The organism is Micromonospora sp. NPDC048169, assembly GCF_040652815.1.
Taxonomy (GTDB): Bacteria; Actinomycetota; Actinomycetes; order Mycobacteriales; family Micromonosporaceae; genus Micromonospora.
In genome coordinates this window covers 41,728-60,900 of record NZ_JBEZMS010000003.1, presented here as the reverse complement: position 1 = coordinate 60,900, position 19,173 = coordinate 41,728, and the positions used below count along the sequence as shown (strand labels likewise).

The 19,173-nt window shown below is 71.9% G+C and carries 20 protein-coding genes and 3 tRNA genes; 12 read left to right on the top strand and 11 right to left on the bottom strand.

Features of this window, described 5'->3' with window-relative positions:
* Positions 1–18: 18 nt before the first annotated feature.
* Positions 19–606 (top strand): hypothetical protein, encoded by a 588-nt coding sequence (locus AB0D28_RS03860; RefSeq protein ID WP_357381917.1) that lies wholly within the window; start codon positions 19–21, stop codon positions 604–606.
* Positions 607–685: 79 nt separating this feature from the next.
* Complete coding sequence (locus AB0D28_RS03855; RefSeq protein WP_357381916.1) at positions 686–1,396, top strand: glycosyltransferase family 2 protein; 711 nt, start codon at positions 686–688, stop codon at positions 1,394–1,396.
* 69 nt (positions 1,397–1,465) lie between these two features.
* Here the strand turns inward: AB0D28_RS03855 and AB0D28_RS03850 are convergent, their stop codons facing one another.
* Both AB0D28_RS03850 and AB0D28_RS03845 read right to left on the bottom strand, forming a co-directional pair.
* Positions 1,466–2,341, bottom strand: coding sequence for a transketolase (locus AB0D28_RS03850; RefSeq protein ID WP_357382294.1), 876 nt, complete (start codon positions 2,339–2,341; stop codon positions 1,466–1,468).
* A 14-nt stretch (positions 2,342–2,355) separates the two neighbouring features.
* Positions 2,356–3,039, bottom strand: a complete 684-nt coding sequence (locus AB0D28_RS03845) for a transketolase (RefSeq protein WP_357381915.1) — start codon at positions 3,037–3,039, stop codon at positions 2,356–2,358.
* Between the two features lie 46 nt (positions 3,040–3,085).
* Here AB0D28_RS03845 and soxR point away from each other — a divergent pair, with 46 nt between their 5' ends.
* Positions 3,086–3,538 (top strand): redox-sensitive transcriptional activator SoxR, encoded by a 453-nt coding sequence (soxR, locus tag AB0D28_RS03840; RefSeq protein ID WP_013289249.1) that lies wholly within the window; start codon positions 3,086–3,088, stop codon positions 3,536–3,538.
* Between the two features lie 3 nt (positions 3,539–3,541).
* On the opposite strand, the gene AB0D28_RS03835 is transcribed toward soxR, so the two are convergent.
* Entirely contained in the window at positions 3,542–4,516 is a 975-nt protein-coding gene (locus AB0D28_RS03835; protein ID WP_357381913.1) for an NAD(P)H-quinone oxidoreductase, read from the bottom strand.
* A gap of 9 nt (positions 4,517–4,525) precedes the next feature.
* Positions 4,526–5,065 (bottom strand): AAA family ATPase, encoded by a 540-nt coding sequence (locus AB0D28_RS03830; protein ID WP_357381911.1) that lies wholly within the window; start codon positions 5,063–5,065, stop codon positions 4,526–4,528.
* 95 nt (positions 5,066–5,160) lie between these two features.
* On the opposite strand from AB0D28_RS03830, the gene AB0D28_RS03825 reads away from it, so the two are divergent.
* Positions 5,161–5,247, top strand: a tRNA-Ser gene (locus tag AB0D28_RS03825).
* A 90-nt stretch (positions 5,248–5,337) separates the two neighbouring features.
* Here the strand turns inward: AB0D28_RS03825 and AB0D28_RS03820 are convergent.
* On the bottom strand, positions 5,338–6,291 hold the full coding sequence (locus AB0D28_RS03820; RefSeq protein ID WP_357381909.1) for an ankyrin repeat domain-containing protein: 954 nt from the start codon (positions 6,289–6,291) through the stop codon (positions 5,338–5,340).
* A 359-nt stretch (positions 6,292–6,650) separates the two neighbouring features.
* Between AB0D28_RS03820 and AB0D28_RS03815 the strand changes: the two genes are divergently transcribed.
* On the top strand, positions 6,651–7,340 hold the full coding sequence (locus AB0D28_RS03815; protein ID WP_357381907.1) for a DNA alkylation repair protein: 690 nt from the start codon (positions 6,651–6,653) through the stop codon (positions 7,338–7,340).
* Between the two features lie 40 nt (positions 7,341–7,380).
* Entirely contained in the window at positions 7,381–7,914 is a 534-nt protein-coding gene (locus AB0D28_RS03810; protein ID WP_357381905.1) for a YbhB/YbcL family Raf kinase inhibitor-like protein, read from the top strand.
* A gap of 53 nt (positions 7,915–7,967) precedes the next feature.
* Here the strand turns inward: AB0D28_RS03810 and AB0D28_RS03805 are convergent, their stop codons facing one another.
* Positions 7,968–8,672 carry a class I SAM-dependent methyltransferase gene (locus tag AB0D28_RS03805; RefSeq protein WP_357381903.1) on the bottom strand — a complete coding sequence of 235 codons (705 nt, stop codon included), beginning with the start codon at positions 8,670–8,672 and terminating at the stop codon, positions 7,968–7,970.
* A 209-nt stretch (positions 8,673–8,881) separates the two neighbouring features.
* Between AB0D28_RS03805 and AB0D28_RS03800 the strand changes: the two genes are divergently transcribed.
* The gene (locus AB0D28_RS03800; protein WP_357381901.1) at positions 8,882–10,660 is read left to right on the top strand and encodes a hypothetical protein; all 1,779 of its coding nucleotides are present in this window, start codon (positions 8,882–8,884) and stop codon (positions 10,658–10,660) included.
* A gap of 4 nt (positions 10,661–10,664) precedes the next feature.
* On the opposite strand, the gene AB0D28_RS03795 is transcribed toward AB0D28_RS03800, so the two are convergent.
* Positions 10,665–11,447, bottom strand: coding sequence for a hypothetical protein (locus tag AB0D28_RS03795; RefSeq protein ID WP_357382292.1), 783 nt, complete (start codon positions 11,445–11,447; stop codon positions 10,665–10,667).
* Between the two features lie 323 nt (positions 11,448–11,770).
* On the opposite strand from AB0D28_RS03795, the gene AB0D28_RS03790 reads away from it, so the two are divergent.
* On the top strand, positions 11,771–13,300 hold the full coding sequence (locus AB0D28_RS03790; RefSeq protein WP_357381898.1) for a peptide deformylase: 1,530 nt from the start codon (positions 11,771–11,773) through the stop codon (positions 13,298–13,300).
* A gap of 204 nt (positions 13,301–13,504) precedes the next feature.
* Here the strand turns inward: AB0D28_RS03790 and AB0D28_RS03785 are convergent, their stop codons facing one another.
* Positions 13,505–14,626 (bottom strand): globin domain-containing protein, encoded by a 1,122-nt coding sequence (locus AB0D28_RS03785; protein WP_357381896.1) that lies wholly within the window; start codon positions 14,624–14,626, stop codon positions 13,505–13,507.
* A 121-nt stretch (positions 14,627–14,747) separates the two neighbouring features.
* Between AB0D28_RS03785 and AB0D28_RS03780 the strand changes: the two genes are divergently transcribed.
* A complete protein-coding gene (locus tag AB0D28_RS03780) occupies positions 14,748–15,521 on the top strand; it encodes a CPBP family intramembrane glutamic endopeptidase (RefSeq protein ID WP_357381894.1) in 774 nt (257 codons plus the stop codon).
* A gap of 61 nt (positions 15,522–15,582) precedes the next feature.
* Here the strand turns inward: AB0D28_RS03780 and AB0D28_RS03775 are convergent, their stop codons facing one another.
* Positions 15,583–16,212: a hypothetical protein gene (locus AB0D28_RS03775; protein WP_357381892.1), complete on the bottom strand. Its 630-nt coding sequence runs from the start codon at positions 16,210–16,212 to the stop codon at positions 15,583–15,585.
* Between the two features lie 920 nt (positions 16,213–17,132).
* Here AB0D28_RS03775 and AB0D28_RS03770 point away from each other — a divergent pair.
* From AB0D28_RS03770 to AB0D28_RS03760, 3 genes are all read left to right on the top strand, one after another.
* Positions 17,133–17,223: transfer RNA gene (locus AB0D28_RS03770), tRNA-Ser, on the top strand.
* A 36-nt stretch (positions 17,224–17,259) separates the two neighbouring features.
* Positions 17,260–17,335 (top strand) — tRNA-Arg (locus AB0D28_RS03765).
* 127 nt (positions 17,336–17,462) lie between these two features.
* Positions 17,463–18,029, top strand: coding sequence for a type I restriction-modification enzyme R subunit C-terminal domain-containing protein (locus AB0D28_RS03760; protein ID WP_357381890.1), 567 nt, complete (start codon positions 17,463–17,465; stop codon positions 18,027–18,029).
* 325 nt (positions 18,030–18,354) lie between these two features.
* Here AB0D28_RS03760 and AB0D28_RS03755 read toward each other — a convergent pair whose 3' ends face one another.
* Positions 18,355–18,771: a PIN domain nuclease gene (locus AB0D28_RS03755; protein ID WP_357381888.1), complete on the bottom strand. Its 417-nt coding sequence runs from the start codon at positions 18,769–18,771 to the stop codon at positions 18,355–18,357.
* Positions 18,762–18,986, bottom strand: a complete 225-nt coding sequence (locus AB0D28_RS03750) for a hypothetical protein (protein WP_357381886.1) — start codon at positions 18,984–18,986, stop codon at positions 18,762–18,764. The genes AB0D28_RS03755 and AB0D28_RS03750 overlap by 10 nt, the downstream gene beginning before the upstream one ends.
* Positions 18,987–19,173: the final 187 nt, after the last annotated feature.

Sequence of the window (19,173 nt, the reverse complement as noted above, 5' to 3'; positions counted from 1 at the left end):
GTGAGGAGAGGACCACAGATGACACGTCAGCGAATCGTCACCGGCGCCGCCGCACTGCTCGCCGCCACGGCGCTCGGGCTCGCCGGGTGCGGCGCGGCCCGGTCCGGACCGGCGTCCGGCGACGCGGTCGAGGTGAGCGCCGCGCTGGGTGCGGACGGGCAGGCGCTCGCCGCGCTCGGCGTCGACGCCGGCGAACTGGACGTGGATCCGGTCGCCGCGCCGGCGCCGTCGGGCACGCCCCAGGCCGGGCCGGACGGCAAGGGCGAGCGGGCGAAGGAGGGGTACAAGCGCCACCGGGCCCGGGTGCTGCTGCGGCGCGGCACGCTGCACGGCGAGGCGGTGGTGCGGACCAGGGACGGCGGTACGAAGACGGTGGCGGTCCAGCGCGGCGAGGTGACAGCGATCGACGGCAGGTCGATGACCGTCAAGTCCACCGACGGGTTCACGGTGACGTGGACGTTCGGCGAGAAGCTGCGGGTGGTCGAGCGGCGGACCACGATCCGATCGACCGACATCAAGATCGGTACGACGGTCGGGGTGGCCGGCGCGAAGGACGGCGACAGGAGCGTGGCCCGGCTCGTGGTGGTGCCACTTCGCCAGGAATAGAGTGCCTGGCCTGTCGTGACCTGAGCAATGTGCCAGGCTACGCTATGCCCCGACCTGCCATCGCCTCCGTGGAGATTCCGTGAAGCTCTCGATCCTCATGCCGGTCTACAACGAGGAAGAACGTATCGCGGATGCCCTCAAGCAGGCATTGGCCGTCGACTACCCCTGCGAGATCGAGCTTGTCGTCGTGGACGACGGCAGCCGGGACGGCACCGGCGAGATCCTCGGCCGGGTCGACGACGCCCGCCTGCGGGTGATCACCCACCAGCGCAACGCCGGTAAGGGCGCGGCCATCAAGACGGCTGTCGACAGCGCCGAGGGTAAGTACATGGTCATCCTCGACGCCGACCTGGAGTACGACCCGCAGGACATTCCGCGCCTGCTGGAGCCGGTGCTCGACGGCCGGGCGACAGTCGTCTACGGCAATCGGACCTTCGGCAGCCACAGCTCGTACAGCTTCTGGTACGTGATGGGCAACAAGGGCGTCACGCTCGCCGCGAACGTCCTCTACAACTCCTACATCGGCGACCTGGAGACCTGCTTCAAGCTGATGCCGCTGGAGCTGTACCGCTCGCTCCAGGTCCGCTCCCGTGGCTTCGGCATGGAGGCGGAGGTCACCGGCAAGCTGCTGCGCCGCCGGATCCGCCCCTACGAGGTGCCGATCAGCTACCGCGCGCGGGGCCGCGAGGAGGGCAAGAAGATCACCTGGAAGGACGGCGTCGAGGCGCTCTGGATCCTGGCCCGCGAGCGCGCCCGCCGCCGCCCGGCCGGTCCCGCCGCCGCGCACTGAGCCTGAACGACGGAACCCCGCGAGCCCGGCACGAGCCGAGGTCGCGGGGTTCCGCCGTGTCCGGGACGCTCAGGTGAGGAAGGCGTCGACCGAGCGGCGCAGCCCTGCGGCGTCCAGGCCGTGCCAGCGTTCGTGGTCCTCGGCGCTGCCGTAGCGGCGCAGGTCCCCGCGGCCCACCCCGAGCGCGAGCAGCCGGTGCGGCCGGTCGGCCAGCGCCTCGGACACCACCCGCGTCGAGGTGCCGGCCAGGTACGGCTCGACCAGGATCACCTCGGTGCCGGCGAGTGCCCGCAGCCCGGCGGTGTCGAACGGGCGCGGCCGGTGCGTGTAGGCCACTGTGACCGGCCGGTCGGTGACGGCGGCCACCGCCGCGTCCAGCACCGGACCGACCGCCACCAGCAGCGGCGCGCCCGGCCCGGCGTCCCGCACCACACGCAGGTCACCCGCCTGCGGGTACGCCCGCGCGTTGGTCCGGACGGACAGCCGCAGGTACGCCGAGTCCTGCCCGCACACCACGTCACGCAGCAGCGGCCGGACCTCGTCCGGGTGCCCCGGCACGTGCACCGTCCAGCCGTCGAGCGTGTCGAGCAGCGCCACGTCCGCCGGCCCGAGGTGGGTGCGTCCCGCCGCCGCCCGGTCGTACGAGCCGCCGATGCCGACGAGCACCGCGCCGACGTCCTGGTGGTCGAGATCCAGCTTGATCTGCTCGTACGCCCGCTCGACCAGGAACGGGGCGTAGCTGTGCACGATCGGCCGCTGCCCGGTCAGCGCCAGCCCACCGGCCACCCCGATCATCAGCTGTTCCCGGATGCCGACGTTTACCACCCGGTCCGGGTACCGGGCGGCGGCCGGCTCGAACGCGGCGGCGGAGATGTCGGCGAGCACGACTGTCGTACGCGGATCGGCGAGAACCTCCTCGGTGCTTGTCACGAACGCGTCCCGCATGGTGCTGGTCATTGTCACTCCCCGTCCGTGACGACCGCGACGACGACGTGCGGCCGGTGCTCGTCGTGCCCGGTGAGGGCGGTGTGCAGGGCGTCGTGGTCGCGCCCGTCGACGGTGGCGGCGCTCCACCCGTTCACCGTGAACCGGCTCGCCGCGCCGCCCGGCCAGCCGTACGTGGCCGAGCGGTTGTCCAGCACGATCGCGGTCAGGTTGCCCAGCCCGGTCGCGCCCGCGTACGCGATCGCCTCGTGGTTGGAGCCCTCGTCGAGTTCGGCGTCGCCGAGCAGCACGTACACCCGGGGTTCGGTGCGGCCCTGGGCCCGCAGCCCGAGCGCGGTGCCCACGCCCAGCCCGAGGCCGTGGCCCAGCGAACCGGAACCGATCTCGACGCCCGGCACGAGCGTGCGGTCGGGGTGGTCGCCGAGGCGGCTCGCCGGGCCGCCCTGGTCGTCCAGCCACTCGGGCGGTACGAAGCCACGGGCGGCGAGCAGCGCGTAGTACCCGGCGACCGCGTGGCCCTTGGAGAGCAGGAAGCGGTCCCGGTCCGGGTCGGCCACTGTGGCCGGGGTGATCCGGAGCACCCGGTCGTAGAGCACCTGGAGCACGTCGAGCGTGGAGTACACGTTGGCGCCGAACTCGCGTCCGGCGCGTACCCGGTCCAGGAGCGCGCCCAGGTCGCTGGCGGTGGTGGTCGTCATACCGATAGCCTCCGACTTGAAGCGAACTTCAACTCAAGGCCGTGTGATGCACGAAGCAACACTGACCATCGGGCAGCTCGCCGACCGCAGTGGCGTCGCCCCCTCGGCGCTGCGGTACTACGAGCGGCTCGGCCTGATCCACGCCGCCCGCACCGGCGGCAACCAGCGCCGCTACGCCCGCACCGAGCTGCGCCGGGTCGCCTTCATCCGGATCTCCCAGCAGGTGGGTGTGTCGCTGGAGGAGATCCGGGCGGCGCTGGACTCGCTGCCGTCGGGGCGCACCCCCACACCGGACGACTGGGCCGCGCTGTCCCGCGCCTGGCGGGACCGGCTGGACGAGCGGATCCGGCTGCTCGGCAAGCTCCGCGACGACCTGGACGGCTGCATCGGCTGCGGCTGCCTGTCGTTGCAGCGCTGCACGCTCTACAACCCGGAGGACTCGCTCGCCGCCGAGGGCCCCGGCCCGCGCCTCATGCTCCCGCGCCCCGGCCAGGGCTGACCCTCACCGGACCAGCAGCACCTTGCCCAGGTGGTCGTTCGTCTCCACCAGGCGGTGCGCGGCGGCGGCGTCGGCCATGTCAACCCGGGCGTGCACCACCGGCCGGACCTGGCCCGCCTCCACCAGGGGCCACACCTGCTCGCGTACGCCCCGGACGATCGCCGCCTTCTCCTCGACCGGGCGGGACCGCAACGCCGTCGCGTGCACCGCCGCGCGCTTCGCCAACAGCATCCCCAGGTCGAGTTCGCCCTTGCGCCCGCCCTGCATGCCGATCACCACGAGCCGCCCGCCGGTCGCCAGCGCCGCCACGTTCCGGGGCAGGTAGGACGCGCCCATGATGTCGAGGATCACGTCCGCGCCCCGGCCGCCGGTGACCCGGCGTACCTCGTCGACGAAGTCCTGCTCGCGGTAGTCGATCGTGTGCGCGGCGCCCAGCTCGCGCAGCCGCTCGTGCTTCGCCGAACGGGCGGTCGTCACCACCGTCGCGCCGAGCGCCACGCCGAGCTGGATCGCGAACGTGCCGATCCCGCTGCCGCCGCCGTGCACCAGCAGCGTGTCCCCCTCGGCCAGCCGGGCCAGGTCCACCACGTTCGACCAGACCGTGCTGGCCACCTCCGGCAGCGCCGCCGCGTCGACCAGGTCCACCCCGGCCGGCACCGGCAGCAACTGCCCGGCGGGCACCGCCACCTGTTCGGCGTACCCGCCGCCGGCGAGCAGCGCGCAGACCTCCTGGCCCACCGACCAGCCGGTCACGCCGGGACCGAGCGCGCGCACCGTCCCCGAACACTCCAGACCGGGGTACGCGGACGCGCCCGCCGGAGGCGGGTAGTGCCCCTGCCGCTGCAACAGGTCGGCCCGGTTCACCGCGCTCGCGCGCACCTCGACGATCACCTCACCGGGGCCGGGCTCCGGATCCGGCACCTGGGTCCAGACGAGCGCCTCGGGTCCGCCGGGTTCCGTGATCGTGATCGCGCGCATGCCTCAGTCTTACCCGATCTGCCCGTCGGTCCACGCGCGGGCGAGGATCTCCGTCACCGTCTCCTCCGGGGTCTGCTCGGAGGTGTCCAGCCACAGCCCGAGCCGGGGCGTGTCGGCCCGGAACCCGGCGTCCAGGTCCGCCACCGGCCAGTCGCCGTACCCGTTCTTCGGCCGGTCCCGCTCGCGGGCGGCGACCACCTCGGGCCGGGGCGCGAGCATCACCACGGCGAGCGGGCGGTGCCGGATGCGGCCGATCATGGCTGGCAGCTCCGCGCCGAGCACCACGTCCTGGAGTACGACTGTGAAGCCCGCCGCCGCGTACCGGTCGGCGGCCGAGGCGGCCAGGTCGTAACGGAGCCGGAGCTGCCGCAGCGCCTCGTCGGTGGGCTCGGCTGTCATGTCGGCCCGCCCGCTGACGATCATGCTGCGGAACACGTCGCCGCGCAGGTGCACCGCGCGGGGCAGCCGCCGGGCCAGCGACTCGGCCACTGTGGACTTGCCGGCCGCCATGATTCCGCTGATCAGCACTACTGCCGGGCTCTGCCACACGCACCCATTCTCGCAGGGGAGGTGGGACGGCGGCTTGCCCGGTACGGGGTTCGTGGCAGACTGGTTCCGGTCGCGCACCCCTCGGGGGCGTGCCGGGAGGGTTCGCCTAGTGGCCGATGGCGCTGGTCTTGAAAACCGGTAAGGCAGCGATGTCTTCGTGGGTTCGAATCCCACACCCTCCGCCCACCTGGACAGCCAAACTCCCCCTGACCAGCGCGAATGCTGGCCGGGGGGCGCTTCCGTGAATGGCGAGTCAGTCTCACTTCGTCCCGTTAGTTCACCGAAACTGCCCACCAGTCGCGGGCGGGCAGCCGCACCCACCGGTCCGGCTCGGTGAATGGGCGGGCGTCGGCAGGGCGCACCGCGGCGTAGGCGCAGCAGTACTCGATGGCGTGGCCCCGGTACAGGAAATCGCGCAGAACTTCGGCCGTGGAGGCGTTCGCCTCAGACCAGCCGCCGCCCGGGTTCAGGCCCCAGCCGGTGATGACACCATCGTGCACGGCCGCGCCCTGGTTGCCGCTCTTGGGGTTGACGTACATGCCGTAACACACCGTGTCAGCCGACAGCAGCAGCGCGACCAACGGCATTGATGCGCCGTACGCCCAGGGCTGGCTGACGACGAAGCCGCCCGGCACGTCTGTGACCCCGAGTATCCGGATCGACTCGTCCTCGTCAGCGTCCCACATGTCCTCGACGACGATCTGATCCTCGATCACCGTGGCGTCCAGACGCCGCACCGCCTCGGTAGCGTCGATCCCGGCCACGCAGCACAGGCTCATACCTTCGCTGTCGATATCGGCCAGCGCGTCGATGAGCCTGCGCGCCTCTGCGACCGTGGCGGCCTCCGCCTCCGTCAGCGTCACGCTCGTGTCGAACAGAGCAGGCGTCGCCCCGGCCAGGCTCAGCCGCGCCGGTGACCAGCCGGCCATCATTGGCAGCTCCGGATCCGCGCCGGCGGCCACGAGCGCGCGGGCGTTGGCGGGCTTGCCAGCATGTACGGCGAGCCAGAGCGCGGTGCGTCCGTCGTCCACGGCGTCCACGTCGTCCACGACCCGGGCCAGTTCCGTCACCACCTCGGACGAGCCCATCTGCGCCGCGTGGTGCAATGGCCGCCCGCGCCCGCCTACGAGGGTGTTCGGGTCAGCGCCGGCCGCGAGCCGTTCCCGCACCACGGCAAGGTCCGACCACGACCCGTACCCCATTCGCGACCAATCGACATCCGTCACCCATGCCTCCCCGATGCCCTCCGAAGGCGTCAGAGTAGGAGACGACAGACGGGTACACGTGCCGGACCCGCGAAGCGGTACGTATAGGCAAACCCGGGTACCGGGCAAACGTCGATGGCAGGAACCACCACCGCGCCCTGAGCGCGTCAGGGATAGGGCCGCTGAGAGCTCTGCCGCCTGTCCGACGTCGCGTAGCCCCTCGGTCAGCCCGGCGTCGCGACCAGCGCGACGGATGTGCGGTGCCGGGATGTGGGCGACGGCGGCGGGGCGGCGAAGGGAAGGGACGGCGGGGCGCCGGAACAGCGGGAGCGCCGGGTGCGGCCGTAGGCTGCGGGACACGGACACGGCGGGAGGCCCTGGTGGCGGAGACGACGACGGTGGCCGAGGTGACAGCCGAGCTGGCCGAGCTCGACGACCCGAAGATCCGCGCGGTCAACGAGCGCCACGGCGACGACCACGGGGTCAACCTGGGCAAGCTGCGGGTGATCGCGAAGCGGCTGAAGACGCAGCAGGAGCTGGCCCGCGAGCTGTGGGCGACCGGCGACAGCGCGGCCCGGCTGCTGGCGCTGCTGATCTGCCGGCCGAAGGCGTACGGGCGGGACGAGCTGGACGCCATGCTGCGCGAGGCGCGGACGCCGAAGGTGCACGACTGGCTGGTGAACTACGTGGTGAAGAAGAGCCCGCACGCCGAGCCGCTGCGCCTGGCCTGGTCGGCCGATCCGGATCCGGTGGCGGCGAGCGCCGGCTGGGCGCTGACCACCGAGCGGGTGGCGCGGACTCCGGACGGGCTGGACCTGGCCGGTCTGCTCGATGTGATCGAGGCGGAGATGGCGGGCGCGCCGGAGCGCCTCCAGTGGGCGATGAACCACTGCCTGGCGCAGATCGGGATCGAGCACCCGGCGTACCGGGAGCGCGCGATCGGGATCGGGGAGCGGCTCGGTGTGCTGAGGGACTATCCGACGCCGCCTGGTTGCACGTCGCCGTACGCGCCGGTCTGGATCAACGAGATGGTGCGCCGGCAGCACGGCGGGGCGGACAACGGGGTATGAAGGGGCGCAGGACATTCGCGTACCCGGAAGGACCGTTTCGATGACCCTGGAACGACCGATCGCCCCGGACCCGTACGAGCTGCTGCCGACGGTGCCGTCGTTCGACCTGACCAGTGACGACGTGCACAACGGCGAGCCGATGGACGCGCGGTACGCGCACGGCAGCACCGGCGGCGAGAACGTCTCACCGCAGCTGTCCTGGTCGGGCTTCCCGGCCGAGACCAAGAGCTTCGTGGTCACCTGCTTCGACCCGGACGCCCCGACCGGCAGCGGTTTCTGGCACTGGGTGCTGGTGAACGTGCCGGCGTCCGTCACCGAGCTTCCCAGCGGGGTCGACGAGGCCGATCTGGGCGGCGCGTTCAGCGTCCGCAACGACTACGGCGACACCGGCTACGGGGGCGCGGCGCCGCCCGCCGGGGACCGCCCGCACCGGTACGTGTTCGCGGTGCACGCGGTGGACGTGGACCGCCTCGACATCCCCGCCGGGGCGAGCCCGGCGTTCGTCGGCTTCAACCTGGCGTTCCACACCCTGGCCCGGGCGGTCATCCGCCCCACGTACCAGATCAAGGAGTGAGGTGTAAGGAAGGGCCCCTTGTTAACAGACGTCTGTTAACAAGGGGCCCTTCCTTACACGCGGGCTACGGCGAAGACGGACTGGCCGAAGGGCGGCCGGACGATCTGCTCGGCGGCCTTGGTGACCGGCAGGACGAGGGTGTCGTACACCTTGACCATCGGGCCCTCCTTCGGCATCAGCCGGAAGACCTTGGTGGCCATGAAGTAGCCGATCAGTCCGAGCGCGTTGGCGTAGTGGATCCGCTCGACGGTGAGGCCCGCCTCGGTCATCGCCGCGGCGAGCGTCTTCTTCGTGTAGCGGCGGACGTGGCCGGTGGCGATGTCGGCGGGGCTCATGGCGAACTGGAAAGCCGGCACGATGATGACGACCGCACCGCCGGGGCGGACCAGCTCCCGCATGCTGCGCAGCGCGCCGACGTGGTCGTCGATGTGCTCCAGCACGTTGTAGGACACGGCCGCGCTGTAGTCGCCGCGCTCGTGGTGCGGGAGCAGCATCTCGCGGACCTCGACGCGGGGCTGGTCGGACAGCCGCTCCTTGAGCTGGATCAGCCGGTCGGGGTCGGCCTCGGTGGCGGTGATCCGGGGCGCGTGTGCGGCCCAGGCGGAGGCGTAGTCGCCCAGTCCGCTGCCGATCTCGATCGGGTTGTCACCGAGGTAGGGCACCGCCAGCTCGACGAACCACTGCCGGTGGTTGACAGCTGTCGCCAGGCCTTCGAGCACCTCGGACTGGACGCGCTGATCCCCAGTGATTTCTGCCATGCGTCGATTCCTCACGATATGACTGACCCGCGCCTGGACCGTCAGAGTCAACCATCTGGATGCCTGTTGGGGAAATCGGGGGACGCAGATGGGCCGAATTGTGGTCCGGAGGGGCGTCGGATCGGCGGGTCGGCGAACCCGGCACATACTACGTGAGTCTGCGGAACCTCGCACCTGACCGCCATTCCGTGACTACGCTCTGAAATGTCATGACTACTCCGGATTCGGACGTGGACTCGGCGAAATCGGGGCGGGGCAGGCGGATCGACGCGCTGGCCGTGCTCAGCTTCGTGCTGCTCGCGCTCTGGGTGACGGCTCGCCTGTGGGTGGATCCCCGCAATGGCATTCGAGATAATCGGACAGATCAGGCGCAATTCGAATGGATGATGGCGCACGGTGCGCGAGTCGTCACTGATTTCGCCTATCCGTTCACCTCCGACCGGATGAATGTGCCGGACGTCGTCAATCTGATGGCTAATACGTCCGTATTATCCGTATCCATACCGCTCACCCCGATAACCCTCTGGGCCGGGCCGCGCTGGTCATTCCTGATTTTCCTCACACTCGGGCTCGCCGCGACCGGAGTGGCCTGGTATTTCCTGCTCTCCCGCGTGGTGGTCGGGGCCCGTGGCCCGGCCTGGCTCGGCGCGGCCTTCTGCGCGTTCGCGCCTGCCATGGTCTCGCACGCCAACTCGCACCCCAACATCGTCAGCCAGTTCGTGGTGCCGCTGATCATCTGGCGGACGCTGCGGCTGGCCGAGCCCGGCCGGTGGCTGCGCAACGGCCTACTTCTCGCCCTGGTGGTGGTCTGGCAGGCGTTCCTCAACCTGGAGATCCTGCTGATGACCGCCATCGGACTCGGCGTGGTGGTGCTCGCGCTGGCGCTCGGCCGGCCCGAGCTGCGGTCGGCGGCCCGCCCGTTCGCCGCCGGGCTCGCGGTGGCCGCAGTGGTCGCCGGGGCGCTGCTCGCGTACCCGCTCTGGGTCCAGTTCTTCGGCCCCGGCTCGTACAGCGGGCTCTCCACGCTGATCCGGGGCTACTCCACCGACCTCGCCGCGTACGTGGCCTGGTCCCGGGAGTCGGTGGCGGGCGACGCCCGGGGCAGCGAACCGCTCGTCAAGAACGCCACCGAGGAGAACGCGTTCTTCGGCTGGCCGCTGGTGATCCTGGTGCTCGCGCTGGTCTGGTGGCTGCGCCGCAACGCGGTGGTGCTCGGGCTCGCCGCGCTCGGGCTCGTGTTCGCCCTCTTCTCGCTCGGCCGGGAGATCCGCTACGACGGGCGGGACACCGGCATCCCCGGCCCCTGGGCCGCGTTGGAGAACCTGCCGGTCCTGCACTCGGTGGTGCCCACCCGCTGGTCGCTGGCGCTCACCCCGATCATCGGCGTGCTGCTCGCGCTCGGCGTCGACCGGGCCCGGCGGCTCGCCGTGCGGCACCCGGACGCGCGCGGTCAGATCCGGTTCGCCACCGTCACCGTGCTCGCCATGGCGCTCGTGCCGATCCTGCCGACCCCGCTGCCCGCCAAGCGCCTCGAACCGACCCCGGCGTTCGTCACCTCCGGCGCCTGGCGCCCGTACGTCGCCGACGGGCGGAGCATCGTCACGCTGCCGCTGCCCGACACCACGTACGCGGTCCCGTTGCGCTGGTCCGCCGAGACCCGGCTGGACATGCCGCTGGCGCGCGGCTACTTCCTCTATCCGGACACCCGCCCCGGCGGGGACCGGATCGCCCTCTTCACCGCGCCGCCGCGTCCCACCAGCACGTTCTTCGAGACGGTACGGCGTACCGACGGGGTGCCGCCGATCACGCCGCAGGACCGGGTGGCCGCCGTGGACGACCTGCGCCACTGGCGAGCCGGGGCGGTGATCCTCGACCCCCGGCTGCCGCAGGCAGAGGCGCTGCGCCGGGCGATGACGGAGCTGAGCGGGATCACGCCGAGGCGTACCGGCGGGGTGTGGTTGTGGGACGTCCGGCCGCTGGTCGGCTGAGCGGTCAGGCCTGGCGGACGCAGCAGCCCTGGCACACCTTGGGCCGGGGCAGGGTGAACGCCAGGCAGCAGGTGCGCCGCTGCACCGTCGGCTCGCCGGCCGGGCCCGGCACCAGCTCGATCAGGTCGCTCAGGTCGAGCGCGTCGAGCAGCGTGCCGACGGTCGCCGTGGACGAGCCCGGCAGCGCGTCCGACGCGCGCAGGATGCCGTGCGCGATGCCGGAGGCCACCGAGCCGAGCAGCGTACGGGTGCCGATCCGGACCTCGCCCTGGATGGCGGCGATCAGCGGGGCGAAGTGGGCGTCGAGCAGTGAGGCGCGCAGCGCGCCGAGCAGCGCCGCCTCGTCCGGGACCACCAGTACGCCCGGGGCGCCGGCCAGCGCCAGTGGGTCGCCGGGCAGCACCGCCACCGGCGTCGAGGCGCGCAGCCCCAGTGTGAGGAGCTGGTGGTGGTCCTCGAAGTGCACGAGCACGTCGGCCGCGTCGAGCAGCGGCACCCGGCGGGCGGACGCCCAGCCGAGCACGGCGGGCAGCGCGGTCCAGTAGCTGTAGGACTTCCAGGCCAGCGCGGCACAGGCGTGCGGGGTGCCACCCCAGCGGCGGCCGGCGGCGGTCAGGAACTCGGACAGCAGCGTGCCGTCGATCAGCCGGGTGGCCGGGGACCAGCGGTCCAGCTCGTCGTGGACCAGCAGGCCGGGCGCGAGCCCGGGCAGGTCGTCGGTGCCGAACATGGCGCGCAGGGTCGCTGTCACCGGGGCGAGCGGGGTGGCGGCGTCGCGCCCCGGCATCACCGCAGTCACCTGGCCGTCCCCTGTCCGCTCGCCGTGCCGGTCGGCGCGTGCCGTCGACCAAAGCTAAGGCTAGCCTAACCACTCCCTGGGCGGGAGGGGAAGTGGCGTCCCGGGCGTCGCGGGGAGGTCCCGGTCACTCCGCTCCGGCCGGGGGACTACCCGGCCCGGGAGACGAAAAACGCCGCCGGAGCCCGGCGGCAGACGACGTAATGATCGACGTACGTCGCTGAAAAGTCAATGTGAGTGTCGAATACGAGGCAGTTTCCGTACACGTTCGGCCACTGAACGTGAAAATGGTCTTCCCGCGTACGAGGAAGCTGATGACGACCTCACCGATCGAGCGTGCCGCCGACTCGTTCGCGACGGCACTCGCCCAGCACCGTACCGGCCGAGGGCTGTCCAAGAAGCAGCTGGCGACGCTCATGGGCTTCGACCCGTCCTACGTCAGCCACGTCGAAGGGCGACGGCACCGCCCCACCGAGGACTTCGCCCGCCGGGCCGAGGCCGTCCTGGAGGCCGGCGGCGCGATCTGGCAACGCTTCCGGGAGTACGACGAACTGCGGCACGGCCGGGCCGGCGCGGCGCACCGTGACCCGGTCCCCGGCCAGTGGCTGCCGCCGGGCACCGGCCTGGTGGTGGAACAGGAGGTGGCCACGCTCACCCACACCGGGGACGGCTACCACTGCGCGATCCGCCGGGAGCTGTACAACGCGGGCACCGAACCGGTGACCCGCTACCTGGTCCGGGTCGCCGTCGACCGCTACCCGAACGACCCGGGCCGCTCCAACCGGCACCACCGGGAACACCCGCTCACCTTCGCCGAGCTTCAGCTCACCGCCTACCGGGACGACGGAAACGGACGCGAGCCGATGCACTGGCGGGCCAAGCACGACCGGGACGCGTTCAAGGAGATCTGGGTGCTGTTCGAGAACGACGAGGGACGGTTCCCGCTCTATCCCGGCGACCGGGTCACCATCGAGTACGCGTACCGCGTCGGCCGGGACAAGTGGGGCCCCTGGTTCCAGCGGGCCGTACGCCTGCCCACCCGGCACCTGGCGGTGCGGCTCGACCTGCCCGCGGACCTCGACCCCAAGGTGTGGGGCGCGGAGACCTCGCTGTCGGCGGAGGAGGGGCCGTTGCGTACCCCGATCCAGCGGGCGGTGGACGGCGACCGGGTGATCTTCGACTGGGGGACCGACGACCCGCCGCTGAACGCCCGATACCGGATGCAGTGGCGGTTCCGCAGCCCCGAGCCGGACGCCGAACCGGACAGCGCGCCGACCGGTGGCGCCCGGGTGCGGGCCAGCGACCGGATGCGGGCGGTGGGCATCGTGCAGCGCGGCGACGACCTGCTGCGGCAGCGGGCCCGCCAGTTCGACCTCCCGGCCGACGAACAGCACGCCCGGCAGGTGATCGACCGGCTCGCGGGGATGCTGGCCCGCCTGGACGAGCTGCACCCGTTCAGCAAGGGCGTCGGCCTGGCCGCCCCGCAGCTCGGCATCGGCTGGTCCGCCGCGCTCGTGCGCCCGGCCGACCGCGCGGCCGAACCGGTGGTGCTGCTCAACCCCCGGGTGGTGGACGCCGCCGCCGAGACCGACGAGCAGTACGAGGGCTGTCTCTCCTTCTTCGACCACAGAGGCCTGGTGCCCCGGCCGCTGCGGATCGACGTGGAACACGCCCTGTGGGACGGCAGCCGGGTGATCACGTCCTTCGAGTACGCGATGGCGCGGCTGGTCGCGCACGAGATCGACCACCTGGACGGGCGCCTCTACGTCGACCGCATGGCGCCCGGTGTGCCGCTGGTGCCGGTGGAGGAGTACCGCGAGACCGGAAACCCCTGGCGCTACTGAGAACGGGGGGCCGGGGGGGGGGGGCCCCGGGGGGGGGGGGGCGCCCGCCGGGGGGGGGGGGGGGCGGAGATAGTATGGCGGACAGGGGGGGGGGGGGGGGGCGCGCCCCCCCCCCCCCCCCCCCCCGGGGCGGGGGGGGGGGGGGGGGGGGGGGGGCGCCGGGGGGGGGGGCCCCCCCCCCCCCCGGCTCGGGGGGAGGAAAGATCAGAGGCTGCCGAACGTGTCGTACCGGATGTGGTCGGGCGGTACGTCGTCGGCGGCGAGCGCCCGCAGGGTGGCCCGGACCATGCCCGCCGAGCCGGAGACGTAGCAGTCGTGCGTGGTCCACGGGCCGTACCGGGTGACCACCTCGGAGACCTCACCGAGTTCGCCGCCGAATCCCGGGTCCTCGCTGCACGAGGGCGTCACCGACAACCACGGGTGGGACGCCACCAGGTCCTCCAGGCCGGGCAGCCCGTACAGCTCGTCCGGGCGGCGGGCGCCGTAGAAGACGTGCACCCAGCGGGTCCGGTTGACCCGGGTCAGCTCCTCCACCAGCGCCTTGATCGGCGCCAGGCCGACCCCGCCGGCCACGCAGAGCACATCCCGGGTGGAGTCCGGGTCCAGCGTCATCGAGCCCATCGGCGCGGCCACCCGCAGCAGGTCGCCCGGCTTGGTGCGGCGCACCAGCGCGCCGGACACCCAACCGGCCGCGCCCGGCGGCGTACGCACGTGGAACTCCAGCACGTTCTCCTCGTTCGGCGCGTTCGCCACCGAGTACGTCCGCCACACCCGCGGGTGGTAGCGGGGCACCTCCACGCTCACGTACTGGCCGGCCAGCCAGGGCAGCGGATCCTGGAGCGCACGCACGGTCAGCACCGCCGTGTCCGGGCCGTACCGCTCGTGCGTCAGCACCTCCGCGTGCCAGAACGGCGGGTTCTCGTCGGCCGCCGAGCCGGCGAGCATCCGCGCGCTGATGCTCGCGTACGCCTCCCGCCACGCCTGGTCGTACTCCAGGTTCCAGCCGTCCCCGGCGGTGCTGCGCAGCGCGTCGAGCAGCGCGACGCCCATCGTCGCGTAGTGCCCGGCCGCCACGTGGTACTTGCGGTGGTCCCGGCCGAGCGCGCGCAGGTACTCGTCGAAGCTCTCCGGGTCGCCCACCGTCTGGGTGGCCGTGACGATGGCCTCCAGGATGCGGTCCCCCTGCCCGTTCATCTGCACCGGGAACAGCTTGCGCAGCTCCGGGTCGAGGAGGAACAGCCGGGCGTAGAAATGACCGCTGAGCCGCTCCCGCTCCTCCTCGACCAGGGCCCAGCTCTCCTTCAGCAGCCGCGCGAAGTTCTCCACGGGGGCACGCTCCTTCTCCGTACGGCGGATCGGCAGCCATAGAATGTCCACGGAGCGTGTACGCCGGTCGCACAGACTGTGCGACCGTCCGGCCCGATCACCGAAGTGCTTTCATGGTCCGGTGACGGTTGACGAGCTGGCCCGCCCGGTCTCCCGCCGGATGCTGGGCACCGAGACGCTGCTCGTGCTCGGTCTGTCCCTCGGCCAGTCGGCCGTGTACGCGCTGGTCTCGCTGATCGCCAAGCTGACCGCGACCGGGGGACTGTCCAAGCAGACCGCCGCGCTGAACACCTCCGCGTCGGCCCGGCCGTACCTCGATCTCACGTACCAGCTGCTCGGGATCGTCTTCGCGCTGCTGCCGGTGCTGCTCGCCGTACACCTGCTGGCGCGCGACCCCGGCGACCCGGCACGGACGCTCGGCGTCGACTTCCGGCGGCCCGGCTCCGACCTGGTCCGGGGCGCGGGCCTGACCGCGCTCATCGGCCTGCCCGGGCTGGCGCTGTTCTGGGCAGCGGCGCAGCTCGGCCTCAACGCCACGCTGGTCCCGGCCGCGCTTCCGGACCTGTGGTGGGCGGTGCCGGTGCTGATCCTCGCCGCCGTGCAGAACGCCGTGCTGGAGGAGGTGATCGTGGTCGGCTACCTGATCACCCGGCTGCGGCAGCTCAACTGGCGGATCGGCGCGGTGCTCGCCACGAGCGCGCTGCTGCGCGGCTCCTACCACCTCTACCAGGGCTTCGGCGCGTTCGTCGGCAACGCCGTGATGGGCGTGATCTTCGGGCTGTTCTACCTGCGCACCCGCCGGGTCGCCCCGCTGATCGTCGCGCACACGCTGCTCGACATCTTCGCATTCGTCGGTTACGCGATGCTGCCGAAATCCTGGTTCGACTGGCTCTAGGCAGTCGCCACCTCGCCGCCCCGCCGCCGATCAGGCGCGGTGGGCTCGGTGCCGCTGCCGGTCAGGCGCGGGGTGGCCGGTACCGGGCGACCGCCCGCGCCGCCACCCGCTCGGCCACCGCCGTGCCGCCGGTCGCGGCCGTCAGCGCCGCCGCGCCCGGCAGCAACCGGGCGGCCAACCGCAACCCGATCCAGCCACCCGCCTGCGCGGCCACCGGCGTGGCCAGCCGCCAGGCCGCCTGCGCCACCCGCCCCCACTGACCGTCCGCCGGAGCGTCCGCCGCCCGAGCCGCCGCCAACGCCGCCCGCGCGGTGCCGTCGTCCGGGTGCACCGACGTCAGCACCAGCAGCTCGGCCGCCCGATCCGGATGCGCCGGATCCCGGCCGTACGCCGCCGCCAGGTGCAACACCAGGTTCGCCTGCGTCCACAGCACCGTCGCCAGCTCCGCGACCGGCGCGAACAGCCCGGCGCCCGCCGCCAGCGCCCCACCCGTACCGGCCATCCGGACGAACCGCCGGGTCGCCAGCCGGGCCACCCCGTCGGCGTCCGCCTCCGGGTAGGCCCGCCGGACCTGCTCCACCCAGGCCGAGGCCCGCGGCCCGAGCACCTCCACTGCCGCAAGGGCCAGCAGCTCCGGCGCGAACCCGGGGTGGTCGCGCAGCTTCGGCCCGACCGCCCGCCAGCCCTCCACCGGCGTACGCGAGGAGTCAGGTCGTCCAGCCGCCTGTCCGACGACGGCCGCGGGCGTTGCCGGCCGGCGCGTCGTCTCGTCGGACTGCTCCGCGTCGGCTGCGGTGGTGGTGGCAGTGACCTCTGCCCGAGCGGCCTTCGTCTCGCGCTTCGGCGGCGACGCCTTCCGAGCGGCCTTCCTGACCGCCGGAGCCGCCTTCTTCGCGACCGGGGCGGCCTTCTTGGCTGCGGGAGCGCGGCGCGTCCGCTTCGGCGCCTCCTCCTCGGCCGGACGTTCGGTGGCCTGATGCTGCTCCGCTGTGACAGGTCTCTCGTCGGTGGCGAGCGCGCCCTCCCCGGCGCTCGACGCGGGCGTCGCGGCTTCCGGCTGGGGCTCGTGGACCGGCTCCTCACCGTCTCCGGCGGCGGTCCGTTCGGCGGCGGTCGTACCCGAAGGAGTCGTCGAAGTCCCTGGAATGGCCTGGTCTGCCGGCGGCGCATCCGGGCCGCTGCCAGCAGCCTCCGGGGCGGCCTGCTCGCCGGGCGTACCCGGATCGGCAGGTGAAGGATCGGCGGCCGGACGCGGGCGCGGTGCCGGCGGTGCGTCGGCGGCCGGCGTCGGCGGCTGGAAGACGACTGTGGGCGCCGCCCGGCGCGGGCGCCTGGGCGTCGGTGTGTCGCTCGTCGCGCTCTCCGCAGCGGGGTCCGGTGCGGGCGGCGGGCTGAACGTCGGTCGTGGGGAGCGGCTCCGCCGGGCCTTGGGGGCGGGCTCGCGACGGGGCGGATCGCTCGGCGGCTGCTCCTGCATACCGATGGAGCGTAGCCGTGGGCGTGATCTGGCACACGACCAAGACACGGTCATGGGGGCGGGTTCCGATAGTCGCTTTGCCCCGGGCGGGTACGGCCCTGTATCCTCGGGCGCGGTGACCTCGGGGTCACCAGGGAGACTTCGCCTAGTCTGGTCTATGGCGCCGCACTGCTAATGCGGTTGGGGTCTTAAAGCCCCTCCCGGGTTCGAATCCCGGAGTCTCCGCGCGAAAGCCGGTTGTGTAGACTGGCCGAGCACCAGGCGCCCGTAGCTCAATGGATAGAGCATCTGACTACGGATCAGAAGGTTAGGGGTTCGAGTCCCTTCGGGCGCACCACTTGAACAGGGAAAATGCCCCTCCGTCGATAGACGGAGGGGCATTTTTCGTGCCACTCGGGTGGCACGTCCGCCACTGAGACTGGTTTTTCGTAACGCAGAGTCGCCTCTGGCACCGTTCCTGCAGCGTGCGGGCGTGGTCGGATCCTGACGGCGGGGCCTGTCGACGAGTCAGATGCTCGGGTGGTTGCTGCTCCATCAAGATTGGCACGGACTTCGAGCGGTTCCGCGCCAAGGCCCGGGTGTACCTGCGCGCCCACGAGGACCACCTGGCGTTGCAGAAGCTGCGCCGCAACAAGCAGCTCTCCCCGGCCGACCTCGATGAGCTGGAGCGGATGCTGGCGGCCAGCGGCGGCGGCACCGAGGACATCGACGAGGCCCGCCGCTCGGCCCACGGGCTCGGCCTGTTCATCCGCTCGCTGGTCGGCCTCGACCGGGAAGCCGCCACCGAGGCGTTCGGTGACTTCCTGACCAGCCGGACGCTCACCGCGAGCCAGATCAACTTCGTGAACCTGATCGTCGCCCATCTGACCCAGAACGGGGTCATGGAGCCCGAGCGGCTCTACGATTCGCCGTTCAGCGACATCGCCCCGCAAGGGCCGGACTCGATTTTCCCGTCCGCCGACGTCGACCGCCTGATCACGATCCTCAACTCTGTCCGAGACACCGCCGCCCCTGAGGCGGAGGTGGCGTAGTGCCTCGAAGCGAAGCTGAGGGGCAAAGTGCCTGGGGTCAAGGACGAGGATGACCTACGCCCACGGCTTCGTCAGCGTCCCCCGGTTGATCGCGCACCTATGGGTGCGCCTGGGGGAGGGGAACGCCCTCTGATGTCACGATCCGTCGAAGATGCTACATACAAATTCGGGCAAATTCGTATAAATCTAGGTCAGCGCACTCGACCGCATCCGGGCCGAAGCGGAACGTCGGGCCACTCAATCCCGCACCGGCTTGACAGGCTACGCCCCGGACAAGCCAGAGTCGATCATGCTTACGCCGAACGCGACAGGCCCGGCTCATCGCTCAGCTGGGCAGGGTTTCGATCGGCTGGCCGGTTAGCGCGGCGATGAGGTCGAAGTCCTCGTCGACGGCCAGGACCGTCAGGCCGGTCTTCTCAGCGGTCGCCGCGACCAGCAAGTCGGGGATAGGCGGCGCTCGGTGCTGGCCACGGTCAGCGAGCAGCATCTGTACTTCCAGTGCGCGGTCCTCGATGGCGGGTGTGAGGTGTTCGATCGGCATCAGTGACAGCGGTGGGGCGGCGAACTGTCGGCGCCCCGCTTCTCCGGAGCGCGTCGAGTAGCCGAGTTCGAGGCGCGTGATGGTGGAGAGCCGGACCAGCCCCCGGCTGATGCGTGCGCTCCACTGGTCACGGTTGGTCGTTTGGCCGAGTTGGAGCCGGACGTACGCGGACTTGTCGATCAGCCAGCTCGTCACCGCCACGCGGCCTCCATGACCGTGGGATCGGCAAGGTCGGCGAATGCCTCTGCGGACCGTTGCCAGTCCTCGGCGGTGACCGTCCGGTCGCCAGCGGGGATGATGTTCTCCTCGAACTTGCGGCGTAGGTACTCGTTGCGCGACAGCCCCAGGCTGGCGGCCGCCGCGTCGATGCGGTCGACCGCTTCTTGACTGAGATCGCGGATGAGGATGTTGGCCATTCGACACCTCCGTAGGTGGCGCTATCGCGATATCACGGTGACGTGAGTGTGAGACGAATCCGAAGCGATTGACCGCACATGCCGGATCAGGAACGACGCAACGCGGCCTACCTCGGAACGGGAGCCGGCACCATCGTCCAGGCGATCGTGGAGGTCGGCCAGCGGCCGTGCGCTGCCCCAGGCTGAC

Excerpts from the sequence above, each read along its gene's own strand:
- AB0D28_RS03860 (WP_357381917.1), top strand. The coding sequence starts at position 19 with ATGACACGTCAGCGAATCGTCACCGGCGCCGCCGCACTGCTCGCCGCC.
- AB0D28_RS03850 (WP_357382294.1), bottom strand. The coding sequence starts at position 2,341 with ATGCGGGACGCGTTCGTGACAAGCACCGAGGAGGTTCTCGCCGATCCG.
- AB0D28_RS03845 (WP_357381915.1), bottom strand. The coding sequence starts at position 3,039 with ATGACGACCACCACCGCCAGCGACCTGGGCGCGCTCCTGGACCGGGTA.
- soxR (WP_013289249.1), top strand. The coding sequence starts at position 3,086 with ATGCACGAAGCAACACTGACCATCGGGCAGCTCGCCGACCGCAGTGGC.
- AB0D28_RS03835 (WP_357381913.1), bottom strand. The coding sequence starts at position 4,516 with ATGCGCGCGATCACGATCACGGAACCCGGCGGACCCGAGGCGCTCGTC.
- AB0D28_RS03810 (WP_357381905.1), top strand. The coding sequence starts at position 7,381 with ATGACCCTGGAACGACCGATCGCCCCGGACCCGTACGAGCTGCTGCCG.
- AB0D28_RS03805 (WP_357381903.1), bottom strand. The coding sequence starts at position 8,672 with ATGGCAGAAATCACTGGGGATCAGCGCGTCCAGTCCGAGGTGCTCGAA.
- AB0D28_RS03800 (WP_357381901.1), top strand. The coding sequence starts at position 8,882 with ATGACTACTCCGGATTCGGACGTGGACTCGGCGAAATCGGGGCGGGGC.
- AB0D28_RS03795 (WP_357382292.1), bottom strand. The coding sequence starts at position 11,447 with ATGCCGGGGCGCGACGCCGCCACCCCGCTCGCCCCGGTGACAGCGACC.
- AB0D28_RS03790 (WP_357381898.1), top strand. The coding sequence starts at position 11,771 with ATGACGACCTCACCGATCGAGCGTGCCGCCGACTCGTTCGCGACGGCA.
- AB0D28_RS03750 (WP_357381886.1), bottom strand. The coding sequence starts at position 18,986 with ATGGCCAACATCCTCATCCGCGATCTCAGTCAAGAAGCGGTCGACCGC.